This is a genomic window from Curvibacter lanceolatus ATCC 14669, from assembly GCF_000381265.1.
Lineage (GTDB): Bacteria > Pseudomonadota > Gammaproteobacteria > Burkholderiales > Burkholderiaceae_C > Curvibacter > Curvibacter lanceolatus.
The window spans coordinates 106674-121539 of record NZ_KB906258.1 but is presented as its reverse complement, the minus strand read 5'-3'; the positions used below and the strand labels follow the sequence as shown (position 1 = coordinate 121539).

Genomic DNA, 14866 nt, shown 5'->3' with positions numbered 1-14866 from the left:
CGGCGCTTTTTTGCGTCCGGCAGGGTGTCTTTGCTCACATGGGCGTCGCAATGCTGGGCAAGCGACCAGAGCCTGCGGTCCTGTGGCTCCTTTAAACCACTTGATCCCAGGGCCGTGACAGGCGCATGGCACCATGGATGATCCCCACCATCGAGTAGGTCTGTGGAAAGTTGCCCCAGAGCTCACCTGTTTTCGGCGCCAGATCCTCTGAGAGCAATCCCACGTGATTGCGATGGCCGAGCAGGCGCTCGAAGCTGGCACGGGCCTCGTCCAGGCGTCCCACCCTGGCCAAGGCATCGACACGCCAGAACGAGCACACATTGAACGCGGTTTCCGGTAAACCAAAATCATCAGGGGCCTCGTAACGGCGCATGAAGGGGCCATCGCACAGTTCGTTGTCCAACACCCGGACGGTGCTCACGAAGCGGGGATCCAACGCATCGATGAACCCCACCTCGCACATCAGCAGCACGCTGGCGTCAAGATGTTCGCCCTCGAAACTCTCGACAAAGGCCTGACGCTTGTCGCTCCATGCCCGCTCCAGGATCTTGGCGCGGATCAATGTGGCGCGCTCCGCCCAGAATATCTCGCGCTCATGCAGTGCCAGCGTGCGGGCGATCTTGGCCAAACGGTCGCATGCGGCCCAGCACATGAGCGATGACGAGGTGTGCACCCGTGCCCGTGTGCGCAGTTCCCACATTCCGGCGTCGGGGACGTCGTGCAGTTGCCAGGCCTGCTCTCCCATGCGTTCGAGCAGCCTGAAATCTTCGGCATCTGCCCGGCGTTGCAGCCGATGATCGTGAAAGGACTGTGCGGCGCCCAGCACGATGTTGCCGTAGACGTCGTGCTGGAAGTGTTCGTAGGCCTGGTTGCCCACCCGCACCGGACCCATGCCACGGTAGCCGGCTGGCCCAGCCTGCAGACGTTCAGGCAGTTGCGATTCCAGTCCGACGCCATACAGGGGCTGAACGTGACCAGGGCTGGCGCGCACCACATCGTGCAACCAGCGCAGATAGTCTTCCATGGTGCCCACCTCGGCCAGGCTATTCAGTGCACGCACCACAAAAAAGGCATCGCGCAGCCAGCAGTAACGGTAGTCCCAGTTGCGTTGGCTGTGGGGGGCTTCGGGCAGGCTGGTGGTCACGGCGGCAAGGATCGCGCCGGTTTCCTCGAACTGGCAGAGTTTGAGCGTGATGGCTGCGCGAATGACGGCGTCCTGCCATTCCAGCGGTAGAGCCAAGCGTGAAGTCCAGTGACGCCAATAGGCGTGGGTCTCCTCTTCAAACAGGCGCGCAGTCTCCTCGATTCCTCCGTTGAGGGATTCATCAGGGCCCAGCAACAGGCTCACGGGCCCGGACAAGGAGAACCAGGTCTCGTCCACCAGGTAGGTGATGGGCACATTGGTGTTGACCCGCCAGGTCCAATCTGGCGTCACGTATCGGACATGGTTGCTTCCCCGGGTCAGTTCGGGGCGGGTGTTGCCCCAGTTGGCGCGCGGTCGCAGCACGAAGCGAACCCTTGGATGACCCGAGAGCGGCCGGACCCGGCGCACCAATTGGGCGGGCCTGAACATGCGATCGCGACTGCGGTAGCGCGGCGCGAAATCAATCACCTCGATACCCGCACCGGCGGTGTTGAAAAGCCGTGTTCGCACAATGGCGGTGTTTTCATCGTAAGACTGCTCGGATCGACACAGGTCTTCCAGCTCGACGGCCAAGGTGCCGTCCAGCCCAATGCCATCGCTGGAGTCGAGCAAGGCATGGAACAGCGGATCCGCATCGGGGCGGGGCATGCAGCACCAGACGATGCGGGCCTGCCGATCAATGAGTGCGTTGACGGCGCAGTTCCCGATCAGGGCCAGTTCAAGGTTGGGATTGGGCTGTCGTTGGGGCAAGGCACACCTCCTGACATTGGGTTGTGAAATGCAGTCATGTATATTTGTACAAATGTATTTTGACGGCCTGACGCATCAAAGTCCATCGGGCACATGATCTGGCAATTCGATCTGCAAACGAAGCCCGAACCAGGATGGCGTCAGGGTGAAGAGGGGAGGGAGGGCATGAAGGGAAGGCTGAAACCATGATCCTGAATACCTTGCGGTTGCAATTCCGATTCCTGCTGCCACTGGTTTTGACCCTGGTGGCTGCGGCTTACCTGGCTTTGCCCTTGATGGACAAGCTCACGCTGCGCTGGTCTTCACGGGACCTGTCGTTGCGCGGTGAACTGGTGACTCGTGCGCTGACCGAGCCGATTGCAGAGGCCTTGCCTGAGCCAATGCGGCAGCGCACCGCGCGGCTTCAGGCTTTGTTCAACCGTGCCGTGCAGGACGAGCGCCTGTTTGCCATGGCTTTGTGCGGTTCTGACGACACCATCGTCCACAAGTCGGGGACCTATCCTGCGGATCTGGGGTGTGCCCAGGCGCGCAGCCTCTCGGCCCAAACCCTGGCGCAGTTGTCTCTTGCCAGTGGTGCGGTGCATGTGGGCATGCATCCGGTGGTGGTCGATGGTGAGCGGGTGGCCAATCTGGTGCTGTTGCATGACCTCAGCTTTGTGGAGCGGCGCAGCCAGGATACGCAAAAGTACCTGATCGCATTCATGGCCGGCTTGGGGCTGGTCATCTCTGTCATCACCGTGGTGGTGGCTCAGCTGAGCTGGCGTGGATGGGTGTCCGGCGCCCGCGCGTTGTTGCGTGGAGAAGGTTTGCTGAGCCCGCTGATCAGCACCCGTGGTGAATTGGCGCCACTTGCCGCTGATTTCCGTGAGCGCCTGCGCGATCTGGAGGACAGCTATCGGCGTTCGCTCGATCGCGATGACCATTGGGGGCCGGAACGTCTGCGGGCCTTGTTGCGCTCCCAGCTGCGTGGCGATGAGTTGATGGTGGTGTCCAATCGCGAGCCTTACATCCATGAGCAGCGCGGTGACGGCGTCGTGTGCAAACGACCGGCCAGTGGGCTGGTCACGGCGGTCGAGCCGGTCATGCGTGCCTGCTCAGGTACCTGGATTGCCCACGGTGGGGGCAGTGCAGACCGAAGCGTCGTCGACGCGCATGACCGGGTGATGGTGCCGCCAGGCAGCAACGACTACACGCTGCGGCGTCTCTGGCTCAATGCGGAGGAAGAGCAGGGCTATTACAGCGGTTTCTCCAATGAAGGCCTTTGGCCGCTGTGCCACGTCGCCCATGTACGTCCTGTGTTTCGCGAATCCGATTGGGTGGCCTACCGTGCCGTGAATGAGCGCTTTGCCGATGCTGTGGTGGCTGAGGCGCGCAGTGCGGATCCTGTGGTGCTGGTGCAGGACTACCACCTGGCCTTGTTGCCCGCCCTGATCCGTCAGCGTCTGCCGCGTGCCACGATTCTCACCTTCTGGCACATTCCTTGGCCCAACCCGGAGTCCTTTGGCATCTGCCCCTGGCGCGAGGAGTTGCTGCAAGGCCTGCTGGGCAGCACCATCGTCGGCTTTCATACGCGCTACCACTGCAAGAACTTCATGGAGACCGTGGACCGTCATCTGGAAGCCCGCATCGAACACGAGCATTCGACCATCACCGTGAACAAGCAGACTACGCTGATCGAGAGCTACCCGATTTCGATCGCCTGGCCCGATGAACAGGAGCGTCAGCGTTGGCCTGTCATTGCGCACTGCCGGGATGCGGTGCGCCGGCGCCTCGGGATGTCTGCGGGGCACAAACTGGCGGTTGGGGTGGACCGCTTCGACTACACCAAGGGCATTCTGGAGCGCTTGCATGCGGTGGAGCGCTTGTTGGAAAAGTACCCGCAGTGGGTGGGGCAGTTCAGCCTGATCCAGGTGGCCGCGCCCTCCCGCAGCACGCTCGATGAGTACCAGGCTTTTCAACAGCGCATCCATCAGACAACCGAAAGGCTCAACACCCGGTTTGGTCGGCCGGGCTACCTGCCGGTGCACTTGTTGGCGGAGCACCATGAGTTCGAGGCGGTCAACGAACTCTATCGGGCCAGCGAAATCTGCCTGGTCACCAGCTTGCATGACGGCATGAACCTGGTGTGCAAGGAGTTCGTGGCCGCACGCGATGACGAACAGGGCGTGCTGGTGCTGAGTCGCTTTGCCGGTGCCGCAGCGGAGCTCAATGAGGCGCTGATCATCAACCCCTATCATGTGGAAGAGGGTGCTGACACCCTGCATCGTGCCCTGACCATGCCCGAAGCCGAGCAACGCGAACGCATGGGCAATCTGCGCACCACGGTGCGAGATGACAATGTGTACCGATGGGCAGGGCGCATGCTCACGGATGCAGCGCGTTGGCGCCTGCGCGAGCGCATTGAAGCCCGCATGCAACGCCACAATGGAGCTTGAGAGGCGTCATGCAACATCTGTTGGCTACTCCTGGGCTGCGGGCGCTTTCCCGTTTGATGCGTCGGCGAGTCCTGTTTGCTTTCGACCTGGACGGTACCTTGGCCCCGATCGTCGACCACCCGGCCGATGCCCGGGTTTCCGATGCCATGGCCAAGCGCCTTCGTCAGTTGGTGGTGCTGTCGCCGGTGGCGGTGGTCACCGGGCGCAGCGTGGCAGACGCCCGGTCGAGGCTGGGCTTTCAGCCGCACTATCTGATTGGCAATCATGGTGCAGAGGGCCTGGGCACCCTGACCGAGTCCAGTGGATTGGACCGATTGCGTGCCCGTTGGCGTGACCGTGGTGCCAACCTGCAGGCGGCCGGCATTGTGTTTGAAGACAAGCGGTTCTCGCTCGCCTTGCACTACCGCCAGGCCCCCGACCTGCGACACGCGTTGCAGGCCATCCAGGCCTGGTTGCACCCGCTTCCGGGCGATCTGTCTACGTTGGGGGGCAAGGCGGTGGTCAATGTGTTGCAACGTGCTGCACCTGACAAGGCCGATGCGGTGCTCCGTCTTCTGGAGCTCAGTGCCTGTGAAAGCCTGTTGTTTGCGGGTGACGATGTGAATGATGAGCCCGTCTTTGAACGCGCCCGGCCCGATTGGTTGACGGTGCGCATCGGCTCACCCGAGGCCATCAGCCGCGCCATGTATTGCCTGGAAGACCCTGCCGCCATGGAGCAGTTGCTTGATGTGATCTTGCAACACCTGATGGCCCGCCCCTAGGTTCGCATGTGGATGACGGGACTGGGATCAGGTGCGGGCCTGATCCACCGTTCGGGTCAATGGCAAGCCGGCCTTGATCCTGGCCGTTTGCCTTCGTATGGCTTCCTTCAGTTGGTAGCGGTCGGCCACGGTCAGCCCTGGAAAGCCGTTCCTGAGTAACTTCTCGAGGGGTTCCAATGAGCTCAGGTACTCCACCGAGCGTCTGTAGAACTCCAGCAACAGCGTTGATCGCCTGGCATCCAGGGCATGGAGCAGCGGCCGTGGCACTTCGGCAGGCCCCATTTGTTGAAATGCTGAATCCAGGAACTCCAGGGCCAGCAGGCTGTCATGTTCTTCAATGAGGTGGATGGCCGTGTGCAGGTCGAATGACGGCCCCTTGGCTCGCTTGAGTACGGTGTTGACAAAGACTTCCATGATGCTGGCAGGCTTGATGGCGCCTGGATTGTCAATCACCCATGCCTATAGATGCCTTGATCTGAGTGATATATCTGCCGGATTTCGGCCCCGTTTTTCATAAAGCCAGGAATCGCTACTCAGGCTGGCGGCCGGGAATCGAGCGATGCCTGTGTTCTGTTCCAATGGGGGCCAGTTTTAAACTGGGGAACAAAGTGTTTGATCGTCTCCTGCGGATTGCCCAGGTGCTTGCCTTGCTGTGGATCGGTTACGAATTGCATGCCCTGGCCAATCCAGATGCAGAAAGTCCGGAGTCTGAAAGTGCGGTGGACTCGGCGGCCATTGTGGCGCCACGTTTGTGACGTCCGTTTGCACCACCTGTATTCGGGCGGCTTGGCCACCGACCCTCAGTCATTCCACTGTATCCAAAGCCACGCGCACAGAATCGCACCCAGTGCCCAGAGCATCCAAGTCTCCGAAACCGCGTAGGGGTAGAGCATCAGAACGAGCCCGCTCCATCTGACGACTGGGCGCTCGGTGCGTCGGCCGTGGCGCCATGCGACCAGGCCTACCAAGCCAAAGATCACAGATCCGATCAGGTAGCTGAGGCTTGGTAGCTCGATGCCAAGCTGGCTAAGTGGGTTCATGATGCCCCTCCAGGGTTGAACCGGAATGTGGTCAGCGGTCGCGCCGTTGTGCAGTCAGATGTGTGGCGCGTGACGTGCATCCGAAGTGCATCCGAGCGTTTGGATGCTTTACAAACAAAAAAGCCACCCGAAGGTGGCTTTTGCGTCCAAGTGCTTGTCGCACTTGAAGAAATTTTGGTGGCGCTTCACGGATTCGAACCGCGGACCTGTGGATTATGATTCCATCGCTCTAACCGACTGAGCTAAAGCGCCAACTTTTCAAAAGCCTTGCGATTGAGGCTTTTGTTTCAGACTCATTTCGTCTGAGCCCTCAATTATAGACACAAAATTTGGGGCGCAATCACTGGTGCGTGAAATTTGGGGTGCGCTTGTTCAAAAATGCGTCCATGCCTTCCTTCTGGTCCTGGGTCGCGAACAGCGAGTGGAACAGCCGGCGCTCGAACATCACGCCGTCAGACAGCGTGCCCTCGAAGGCGCGGTTGACCGACTCCTTGGCGGCCATGACCGCGATCTGCGAGTAAGAGCAGATCACCAGCGCAGCGCCGAGGGCTTCTTCCATCAATTTGTCCACCGGAACGACCCGGCTCACCAGGCCCGAGCGTTCTGCTTCGGTCACGTCCATCATCCGTGCCGTGAGGGCCATGTCCATGGCCTTGGACTTGCCGACGGCCCGTGGCAGCCGCTGGGTGCCGCCCGCGCCGGGGATGACGCCGATCTTGATCTCAGGTTGGCCGAACTTGGCGTTGTCGGCGGCGATGATGAAGTCGCACATCATCGCCAGCTCACAGCCGCCGCCCAGGGCAAAACCGGCCACGGCGGCAATCACGGGTTTGCGGATGCTGCGGATGGTTTCCCAGTTGCGCGAGATGAAGTCGCCCTTGTACACATCCTGGAAGCTGAACTTGGCCATGGCGGCAATGTCGGCCCCGGCGGCGAAGGCGCGCTCGCTGCCTGTGACGATGATGCAGCCGATCTTGGCGTCGGCATCGAACTCGCGCAGGGCGCTGCCCAGTTCGGTCATCAACTGGTCGTTCAGGGCGTTGAGCTGTTTGGGGCGGTTCAGGGTGATGATGCCGACCTGGTCAGCCTCGACGCGCACTTCGATGGTTTCGTAAGCCATAAACCTATATCTCCGTCAGTAGGGGTTGCCGGGACTATACCCAAGCCATTTGTCGCCAGGCTGTCAAACGGGTTGCAATGCGTGCTGAGAGGCTTGGGCAGAATGCCTGTTCCGATTCCATGATTTCAAATACCCACCAGGAGACACGGCATGACCGATGACGCCCAGCCCGCTGTTCTGTATGCCACCGACGACGCCAGCGCCGGTGCGGTGGCCTTGATCACCTTCAACCGGCCGCAGACGCTCAACAGTTTTGACCTGGCCATGCACCGCGCCCTGTGGGCGGCCCTGGATGCAGCGGAGGCCGACGAGAAGGTGCGTGCCGTGGTGCTGACCGGGGCGGGCCGAGGTTTTTGTGCGGGGGCCGATCTGTCGGCCTTCGACTTTGCACCCGGGGCTGATCGGGTGCGCCGTGCCGACCCGGGGCCGGTGATCGATCAGGCCTTCAACCCCACCGCCCGCCGTCTGCAAGCCCTGCGCATGCCGGTGCTGGCGGCCGTGAACGGGGTGGCGGCCGGGGCCGGCATGTCGCTGGTGATGAGTTGCGATCTGGCGATTGCCTCGCCCCAGGCCAGCTTCATCCAGGCCTTCAGCAAGATCGGGTTGGTGCCGGACGCGGGCAGCACCTGGCTGCTGCCGCGCCGCGTGGGCCTGACGCGGGCGCTGGGCCTGGCGTTGACGGGTGACAAACTTGGCGCCCAGCAGGCGCGGGACTGGGGCTTGATCTGGGATGTGGCCGACGATTGTCTGGGCACCACGCTGACCATGGCCCGCCGTCTGGCGGCCATGCCCACGGCCGCTTTGGTGGCCACCCGCCGCCTGCTGCGTGACTCCACCACGCGCGAGCTGGACGCCCAGTTGCTGGCCGAGCGCGATGCCCAATCCGCCATGGGCCGCACCCACGATTACTTTGAGGGCGTGGAAGCCTTCTTGGCCAAGCGCGCGCCGGTTTTCCGGGGCGATTGAGGCCCTTGGGCCTTGGTTTCGGGGGCGGCGGCTGGCACGCTGACTGGCGCGCCAAGGGATGCCGGGCCTGGCGTCGGGTCACCCCCCAGCCAGGCCTTGACCAGCGCAGCCTGCTCGATGGCCAGGCGCACGGTGGTGGCCTGTGCCGGCAGCTTCAGCGGCAGGCGCAGCAGGCGCCGGTCGCGCGCCACCAGGGCCGTGGCCCGTTTGGTTGGGCCGGCGTAGAGGGCCAGATCGTCCAGCTTGCTCAGGCGCCAGCCTTGTGTGCCGCTCTTTGCGGCCACTTCCAGACCAAGCCACTCGTCACCGGCGGCCATGCCGGCCTTCTCGGCCAGGCCGCCGCGCAACACCGCCTTGATCTGAATGCTGCCGTTTTCCGTCACCCGCAGGCCCAACGCTTGCGCGGGCTGGGCCGGGTCATCGTGCCAGCGCACACCGGTCTTCTCCAGCAGGGCTTGCACCGGCAGGTCGGCCACGCCGTGCACCCAGGCCTTCAGCTCGGGCCCGAAATCGCGGCCCGAGACCTCGTTCAGCACCTGGGCAAAGTCGGCCTCGCTCATGGGGCCGCCGCTGCAGCGCTGCCACACGGCACGCAGGGCCTGGTCCAGGCTCTTGCCCTGGGCGCGCAGCGTCAGGTCCAGGCACAGGGCCACCAGCGAGCCCTTGGTGTAGTAGCTGATGGTGGCGTTGGCCGTGTTTTCGTCTTGCCGGTAGTACTTCACCCAGGCGTCAAAGCTGGCCTCGGCCACGCTCTGCACCAGGCGCCCCGGGGCCTGCAGCACCTGGTTCAGGGCCTTGTTGAGCAGGCGCAGGTAGGCAGCATCGTCGATCAGGCCGGCGCGGCGCAGCAGCAGGTCGTCGTAGTAGCTGGTGAAGCCCTCGAAGAACCACAGCAGCTGGGTGTAGTTCTCTTGGGTGTAGTCGTAGCGGGCCAGTTCTGCGGGGCGCAGGCGCTTCACGTTCCAGGTGTGGAAGTACTCGTGGCAGATCAGGCCCAGCAGGGTGGTGTAGCCCTCGGGCGTGCGGGTTTCGCCCAGGCGCGGCAGATCGCGGCGGCCGCAGATCAGCGCGGTGCTGGCGCGGTGCTCCAGCCCACCGTAGTTGTCGTCCACCACATTGAGCATGAAGACATAGCGCTGGTGGGGCACGCCGCTGGCCGCCGGCTTGGCGGGGTCGACTTCTGGGTGCCAGAAGCGAATGGCGGTCTCGCAGATCTGCTGGGTGTCGCGCAGCAGCCGGGCCGAATCAAAGGACGCCGGGGCCCCGGCCACCACGATCTGGTGTTCAACGCCACAGGCGCTGAAGCTGGCCTGCCAGAAGTCGCCCAGCTCGAAAGGGCTGTCCACCAACTCGTCGTAGTCGGCCGCCTGGTACAGGCCAAAGCCGCGCCGGTCGGCCTTCAAGGCGGTCAGGGCCGTGGCGGCGCGCCAGCTGTCATCGGGCGATTCGACCGTGATCTGATGCGGCAGGCCTTCCTGGCCGTGTACCCGCAGGCACAGGCTCGTGCCATTGAAAAAGCCGCGCTGGCTGTCCAGCCAGGCCGTGCGCACCGAATTGTCGAAGGCATAGACCTCGTAGCGCAGCTCCAGCGCACTGCCAGCCTGGCTGGCCACCTGCCAACGGCATTTGTCCAATTGCTGAATGGCCACGCGCCGGCCTTTTTGCCGGGCCTGCAGTTGCTGCAGGTTCTTGGAGAACTCGCGCACCAGGTAGCTGCCCGGGATCCACACCGGCAGCGAGACCTCTTGCTGGGCGGCTGGGGCGGGGATGGTCAGTGTCACCTCGTAGAGATGGGCGTGGCGTTGCCGGGCGTCGATGCGGTAGTGCGGAGCGCTGAGGTGTTGTTTCATACGGGCCGGTGGGGGCAGTGGGCGGTGCGGTTCGCCGCTGGGTGCGCGGCGGTGGGGTTCAGGTGTTGGCTGCGCCCAGCAGGCAGCTCAGGGTGGCCACCACGGTGAGCCTGAAGCGCAGCGTGAGCCAGGGCCTGAGTTGCGGCGAGGTCCAGGTCTTGCGGTCCACCAAGTAGCACACCACCAGCAGCAGGCCCAGCAGCGGCAGGCCGGCATAGATGGGCATCACCACGGCAATCCAGGCCACGATGGGCGGGATCACGCCCCAGACCAGATGGATGCGGGGGGCGGCCTCACCCTGTTGAAAGGCAATGCCCCAATGGATGCCGCCCAAGAAAGAGGCCACGGTGGCCGCATAGGCCATCAGGGCCAGCGCCACAAAAGGCATCAGGTCGGGTGTGACCAGCCACATCAGCAGGGCCAGCAACACAAAGGGCGCCAGACCGGCATAACCCAGGCGCTCGATCACGAGGGACAAGGGGGCCCCAGCCGGATGGGGTGTCGGGACGGAGGTGTTCATGCCCCGGATTGTGGCCGGGTTTGCGAGCCCCAGCCGCGGGCCAGGGCAATCCAGTGGGCCGAGTGTGGCGTGAACGACGCACTCAGGCTGTACCGGCGGTCCGCCAGATCACTCTTTGCTGGGGCTGGCCGCCTGCGCGATGCGCTGCTCGATCTGCTGGGTGTTGAGCGCGCCGGGCACGCGGCTGCCGTCCGAGAAGATGATGGTGGGCGTGCCGGTGATCTTGTACTTGCGCCCGAATTCCACGTTGCGGGCGATGGCCGCCACGTCGCAACTGGCGTTGGGGGCCGCCTTCTCGCGCACCATCCAGTCCAGCCAGACGCCGCTCTTGTCCTTGGCGCACCAGTGGTTGCGCGCCTTGTCGGCCGAGTCCGGGCCCAGGATGGGGTACAGGAACATGTAGACCGTCACGTTGTCCACTTTGGACAGGTCTTTCTCGAAGCGCTTGCAGTAGCCGCAGTTGGGGTCTTCGAAGACGGCGATCTTGCGCTGGCCATTGCCACGCACGATGGTGAACGCGTCCCCCATGGGCAGGGTGCTGAAGTCGACCGCGGTGATCTTGGCCACGCGTTCTTCCGTCAGGTTGCGTTGCTGGGCGGTGTCGATCAGTTCGCCCTGGATCAGGTAGTTGCCCTTGGCGTCGGTGTAGAACAGGTCATTGCCCACGCGCACCTCGTAGAGGCCGTTCATGGGCGTCTTGCGCACTTCGTCGATGTTCTGCAATTGCGGAATGCGGGCCGCCAAGGCCTTTTTGATCACCGCCTCCTGGGCGATGGCCCCCAGGCTGAGCAGGGGCAATGCCGCCAGCAGCAGGCGGGGAATCAGGGCTGTTTTCATGGTGTGGGGTCGGGGTGTGGGGGCAAAAGGTGAAAAAGGGCCGGGATCAGGCCAGGCCCATGGCCAGGCGGGTCACCCAGCTCTTGAGGGGGCCGCTGCGGTTGAACTGGTTCATGCCCCAGTTGCGGGCGTTCTGCACGGTGGGCAAGGTGTGGTCGAACAGCCTTTGCAGCCCGTCGCTGGCCAGGCCCAGGGCCCAGATGCCGGCCTTGCGCTCGCGCTCGTAGCGGCGCAACAGCTTGGGGTCGCCCACGCTGCGCCAGTAGTCACGCTCGCGCAGCACGCGGGCCAGGGCTTCGACATCGCCCAGGCCCAGGTTCAGGCCCTGGCCAGCCAGCGGGTGCACCGCATGGGCCGCGTCCCCGGCCAAGGCAAAGCTGCGCACCTGGCCAGCCGGGGGCTGGCCGGGCATGGCACCCACCCAGCGGTCGGCCCGCGACTGCTGCAGCGACCAGCTGGCGCGCTCGCTGCTCAGGCTCAGCGAGCCCGCAGGCCAGCCGGCCTGGGCGGCCACGCGATCGGCAAATTCTTGGGGGGGCAGGGACATCAGTTCGGCAACCTCGGCATGAGGCACAGACCACACCAGCGCGATGGAGTTCCCTTGATCGCCACCCAAAGGCAAAAAAGCCATCACCTGACCGGGCAGAAACCACTGGCGCGCCAGTTGCCCGTGGGGCTCGTTGGCCTGCAGGCGGGCGGCAATGGCGGTATGCGGGTAGGGGGTGGTCTCGTACTGCACACCGAATTCTTCGCGGGTGCGGCTGGCGCGGCCTTCGCAGACCACCGTCAGGGCGGCATCGCGCGGGCTGTCAACCCGTTCGATCTGGGGCTGGTAACGCACCGCCTCGGTCAGCCGGGCCTCCAGCGCAGGCACATCGACGATCCAGGTCAGCGCCGGGGTGTTCTGCTCACGGGCCGAGAACACCACCTCACCGCCTTGATCGCCCAGCACCTGCATGCCGGTGACCGCCGTGACGGCATCGCCCTCCGGCCAGCAACGCAGCGAGTCCAGCAATTGCTGCGATGCGTTGTTCAGCGCATAGGCACGCACATCCAGGGCGGGGGGGGCGGTCTGGGCGGGGCGGGGCGGGGTCACCAGGGCCACCCGCAGGCGTTCACGGGCCAGCAACAGGGCGAGGGTCTGGCCGACCACGCCGGCACCACGGATACACACATCAAAGGCTTGCGTCATGGGGTCTGATTGTAGGAGGCAGGCACAATCGCGCCCTGACCTTGCGCAAGCGCCATTCGGCCTTGCAGGGGTGTTTGTGCCGACATGAATGGATGTGATGCAGGAGTGAGCAGGACATGACATGGGACCCAGAGGCTGATTTCGACGTTCAAGGCACGGTGGCGCGCCTGTTTGTGCACCCCATCAAATCCTGTGCCGCCGTCGAGGTGCAGGAGGCGGTGCTGACCGACACCGGTCTGGACCTGGACCGGGCCTGGATGGTGGTCGACCCTGAAGGCATGTTCGTGAGCCAGCGCGAGCTGCCGCGCATGGCGCTGATCCGCCCCCAGCTCAAGACCTACGAGATGGTGCTGCGCGCCCCGGGCATGCTGGCCCTGCACCTGGCCATCGATGGCGTCGAGGGCCCTTGCACCGCGCAGGTCTGGAAAGACACCGTCAAGGCCTACGACATGGGCAACCTGGCCGCCCAGTGGTTCAGCGACTTTCTGGGGCGCCCCCTGCGACTGGTGCGCTTTGACCCCGAGCAACGCCGCCTGTCCAGCCTGCAGTGGACGTCGGGCCTTGAGGCCCCCAACCAGTTCAGTGACGGCTTTCCCGTGCTGGTCTGCAGCGAGGCCTCGGTGGACGAACTCAACCAGCGCCTGGGCCAGGCCGGCCATGCGCCGGTCGGCGTGGAGCGCTTTCGCGCCAACGTGGTGCTGGCCGGGGTCGAGTCCTTTGACGAAGACCGCCTGGAAGACATCGTGATCCGGGCCGACGACGGCGCCGTCGTGCTGCGCCCGGTCAAGCCTTGCACCCGCTGCCCCATCCCCGACATCGACCCCGCCACCGCCAGCAGCAGCCCCGAAGTGGGCGACACCTTGCGCACCTTCCGCCGGGATGAGCGCGTGGGCGGCGGCATCACCTTCGGCATGAACGCCATCGTGATCGAAGGCGCTGAGCGCGTGTTGCGCGTCGGGCAGGTGGTGCAGGGGCGCTACCGCTTCGATTGAGCCGGCGCTGATCAGTACAATCAGCGCCAATTTCCCCGGGCAAGGCCAGCGGTCGATGGATCCGGTCGCAGCGGGCCGGATTCGCGCGTGGCCCTGTCGGTCGCACCGCCGTGCCAGGGAACCATCACCAAGAAAGCAACCTCCATGAGCCTCAAATGCGGCATCGTGGGCCTGCCCAACGTCGGCAAGTCCACTCTTTTCAACGCCCTGACCAAGGCCGGCATCGCGGCCGAGAACTACCCCTTCTGCACCATCGAGCCCAATGTGGGCACGGTTGAGGTGCCGGATCCGCGTCTGGACCAGCTGGCCCAAATCATCACCCCCGAGCGGATCGTCCCGGCCATCGTCGAGTTTGTCGACATCGCCGGCCTGGTGGCCGGTGCCAGCCAGGGTGAAGGCCTGGGCAACCAGTTTTTGGCCCACATCCGCGAAACCGACGCCATCGTCAACGTGGTGCGCTGCTTTGAAGACGACAACGTGATCCACGTGGCCGGCCGCGTCGACCCGATCGCCGACATCGAAGTCATCCAGACCGAGCTCTGCCTGGCCGACCTGGGCACGGTCGAGAAGACCCTGCAGCGCTCGATCAAGGCCGCCAAGTCGGGCAACGACAAGGAAGCCGCCAAGCTGGTGCAGGTGCTGACCCGCGTACAGGCCACCCTCGACGAGGGCAAGCCGGTGCGCACCCTGGACCTGAGCAAGGAAGACCTGCTGGTGATCAAACCCCTGTGCCTGATCACCGCCAAGCCGGCCATGTTCGTGGGCAACGTCAGCGAAGACGGCTTTGACAACAACCCCCTGCTGGAGCGCCTGAAGGAGTACGCCGCCGGCCAGAACGCCCCTGTGGTGGCCATCTGCGCCAAGATGGAGGCCGACATGGCCGACATGAGCGACGAAGACCGCGCCATGTTCCTGGCCGAGCTGGGCCAGGACGAACCGGGCCTGAACCGCCTGATCCGCGCCGGCTTCAAGCTGCTGGGTCTGCAGACCTACTTCACCGCGGGCGTCAAGGAAGTGCGCGCCTGGACCATCCATGTCGGCGACACCGCTCCCCAGGCCGCTGGCGTGATCCACGGCGATTTCGAGCGCGGCTTCATCCGTGCCCAGACCATCGCGTTTGAAGACTTCATCGCCTTCAAGGGCGAGCAGGGTGCCAAGGATGCCGGCAAGATGCGCGCCGAAGGCAAGGAATACGTGGTCAAGGATGGCGACGTGATGAACTTCCTGTTCAACGTCTGACCCTGGCCCCTGAGCCCACT

At 64.2% G+C, this 14866-nt stretch carries 13 protein-coding genes and 1 tRNA gene; 6 read left to right on the top strand and 8 right to left on the bottom strand.

The window, feature by feature from the left end; translation table 11 throughout:
* Positions 1 to 91: 91 nt before the first annotated feature.
* Positions 92 to 1894: a glycoside hydrolase family 15 protein gene (locus F624_RS0112815; RefSeq protein ID WP_019574709.1), complete on the bottom strand. Its 1803-nt coding sequence runs from the start codon at positions 1892 to 1894 to the stop codon at positions 92 to 94.
* Between the two features lie 185 nt (positions 1895 to 2079).
* Between F624_RS0112815 and F624_RS0112810 the strand changes: the two genes are divergently transcribed.
* On the top strand, positions 2080 to 4329 hold the full coding sequence (locus tag F624_RS0112810; protein ID WP_019574708.1) for an alpha,alpha-trehalose-phosphate synthase (UDP-forming): 2250 nt from the start codon (positions 2080 to 2082) through the stop codon (positions 4327 to 4329).
* A gap of 8 nt (positions 4330 to 4337) precedes the next feature.
* Positions 4338 to 5090 (top strand): trehalose-phosphatase, encoded by a 753-nt coding sequence (gene otsB, locus F624_RS0112805; RefSeq protein ID WP_031254903.1) that lies wholly within the window; start codon positions 4338 to 4340, stop codon positions 5088 to 5090.
* Positions 5091 to 5117: 27 nt separating this feature from the next.
* On the opposite strand, the gene F624_RS0112800 is transcribed toward otsB, so the two are convergent.
* A complete protein-coding gene (locus F624_RS0112800) occupies positions 5118 to 5504 on the bottom strand; it encodes a hypothetical protein (protein ID WP_019574706.1) in 387 nt (128 codons plus the stop codon).
* A 194-nt stretch (positions 5505 to 5698) separates the two neighbouring features.
* On the opposite strand from F624_RS0112800, the gene F624_RS35365 reads away from it, so the two are divergent.
* Complete coding sequence (locus tag F624_RS35365) at positions 5699 to 5845, top strand: hypothetical protein (protein ID WP_019574705.1); 147 nt, start codon at positions 5699 to 5701, stop codon at positions 5843 to 5845.
* Positions 5846 to 6305: 460 nt separating this feature from the next.
* On the opposite strand, the gene F624_RS0112785 is transcribed toward F624_RS35365, so the two are convergent.
* Positions 6306 to 6382, bottom strand: a tRNA-Met gene (locus F624_RS0112785).
* 88 nt (positions 6383 to 6470) lie between these two features.
* Positions 6471 to 7250, bottom strand: a complete 780-nt coding sequence (locus F624_RS0112780) for an enoyl-CoA hydratase (protein ID WP_019574703.1) — start codon at positions 7248 to 7250, stop codon at positions 6471 to 6473.
* 150 nt (positions 7251 to 7400) lie between these two features.
* Between F624_RS0112780 and F624_RS0112775 the strand changes: the two genes are divergently transcribed.
* A complete protein-coding gene (locus F624_RS0112775; RefSeq protein ID WP_019574702.1) occupies positions 7401 to 8216 on the top strand; it encodes an enoyl-CoA hydratase-related protein in 816 nt (271 codons plus the stop codon).
* Here the strand turns inward: F624_RS0112775 and F624_RS0112770 are convergent.
* The 4 genes from F624_RS0112770 to F624_RS0112755 all read right to left on the bottom strand — a co-directional run bounded on the left by F624_RS0112770 (position 8156) and on the right by F624_RS0112755 (position 12615).
* Complete coding sequence (locus F624_RS0112770; protein WP_019574701.1) at positions 8156 to 10066, bottom strand: M61 family metallopeptidase; 1911 nt, start codon at positions 10064 to 10066, stop codon at positions 8156 to 8158. The two genes, F624_RS0112775 and F624_RS0112770, sit on opposite strands and share 61 nt — an antisense overlap.
* A gap of 58 nt (positions 10067 to 10124) precedes the next feature.
* Positions 10125 to 10586: a DUF3429 domain-containing protein gene (locus F624_RS0112765; protein WP_027478084.1), complete on the bottom strand. Its 462-nt coding sequence runs from the start codon at positions 10584 to 10586 to the stop codon at positions 10125 to 10127.
* Between the two features lie 108 nt (positions 10587 to 10694).
* On the bottom strand, positions 10695 to 11423 hold the full coding sequence (locus F624_RS0112760) for a DsbC family protein (protein ID WP_019574699.1): 729 nt from the start codon (positions 11421 to 11423) through the stop codon (positions 10695 to 10697).
* Between the two features lie 46 nt (positions 11424 to 11469).
* On the bottom strand, positions 11470 to 12615 hold the full coding sequence (locus F624_RS0112755) for an FAD-dependent monooxygenase (RefSeq protein ID WP_019574698.1): 1146 nt from the start codon (positions 12613 to 12615) through the stop codon (positions 11470 to 11472).
* Between the two features lie 116 nt (positions 12616 to 12731).
* Here F624_RS0112755 and F624_RS0112750 point away from each other — a divergent pair, with 116 nt between their 5' ends.
* Together F624_RS0112750 and ychF are read left to right on the top strand one after the other, a co-directional pair.
* Positions 12732 to 13607: an MOSC domain-containing protein gene (locus F624_RS0112750; protein WP_019574697.1), complete on the top strand. Its 876-nt coding sequence runs from the start codon at positions 12732 to 12734 to the stop codon at positions 13605 to 13607.
* Positions 13608 to 13751: 144 nt separating this feature from the next.
* Positions 13752 to 14846, top strand: a complete 1095-nt coding sequence (gene ychF, locus F624_RS0112745) for a redox-regulated ATPase YchF (RefSeq protein ID WP_019574696.1) — start codon at positions 13752 to 13754, stop codon at positions 14844 to 14846.
* The last annotated feature ends 20 nt before the right edge of the window (positions 14847 to 14866 follow it).

Coding starts and splice junctions, on each gene's coding strand:
- F624_RS0112750 (WP_019574697.1), top strand. CDS start 12,732: ATGACATGGGACCCAGAGGCTGATTTCGACGTTCAAGGCACGGTGGCG.
- F624_RS0112775 (WP_019574702.1), top strand. CDS start 7,401: ATGACCGATGACGCCCAGCCCGCTGTTCTGTATGCCACCGACGACGCC.
- F624_RS0112765 (WP_027478084.1), bottom strand. CDS start 10,586: ATGAACACCTCCGTCCCGACACCCCATCCGGCTGGGGCCCCCTTGTCC.
- F624_RS0112800 (WP_019574706.1), bottom strand. CDS start 5,504: ATGGAAGTCTTTGTCAACACCGTACTCAAGCGAGCCAAGGGGCCGTCA.
- ychF (WP_019574696.1), top strand. CDS start 13,752: ATGAGCCTCAAATGCGGCATCGTGGGCCTGCCCAACGTCGGCAAGTCC.
- F624_RS0112755 (WP_019574698.1), bottom strand. CDS start 12,615: ATGACGCAAGCCTTTGATGTGTGTATCCGTGGTGCCGGCGTGGTCGGC.
- F624_RS0112770 (WP_019574701.1), bottom strand. CDS start 10,066: ATGAAACAACACCTCAGCGCTCCGCACTACCGCATCGACGCCCGGCAA.
- F624_RS0112760 (WP_019574699.1), bottom strand. CDS start 11,423: ATGAAAACAGCCCTGATTCCCCGCCTGCTGCTGGCGGCATTGCCCCTG.
- F624_RS0112810 (WP_019574708.1), top strand. CDS start 2,080: ATGATCCTGAATACCTTGCGGTTGCAATTCCGATTCCTGCTGCCACTG.
- otsB (WP_031254903.1), top strand. CDS start 4,338: ATGCAACATCTGTTGGCTACTCCTGGGCTGCGGGCGCTTTCCCGTTTG.
- F624_RS0112780 (WP_019574703.1), bottom strand. CDS start 7,250: ATGGCTTACGAAACCATCGAAGTGCGCGTCGAGGCTGACCAGGTCGGC.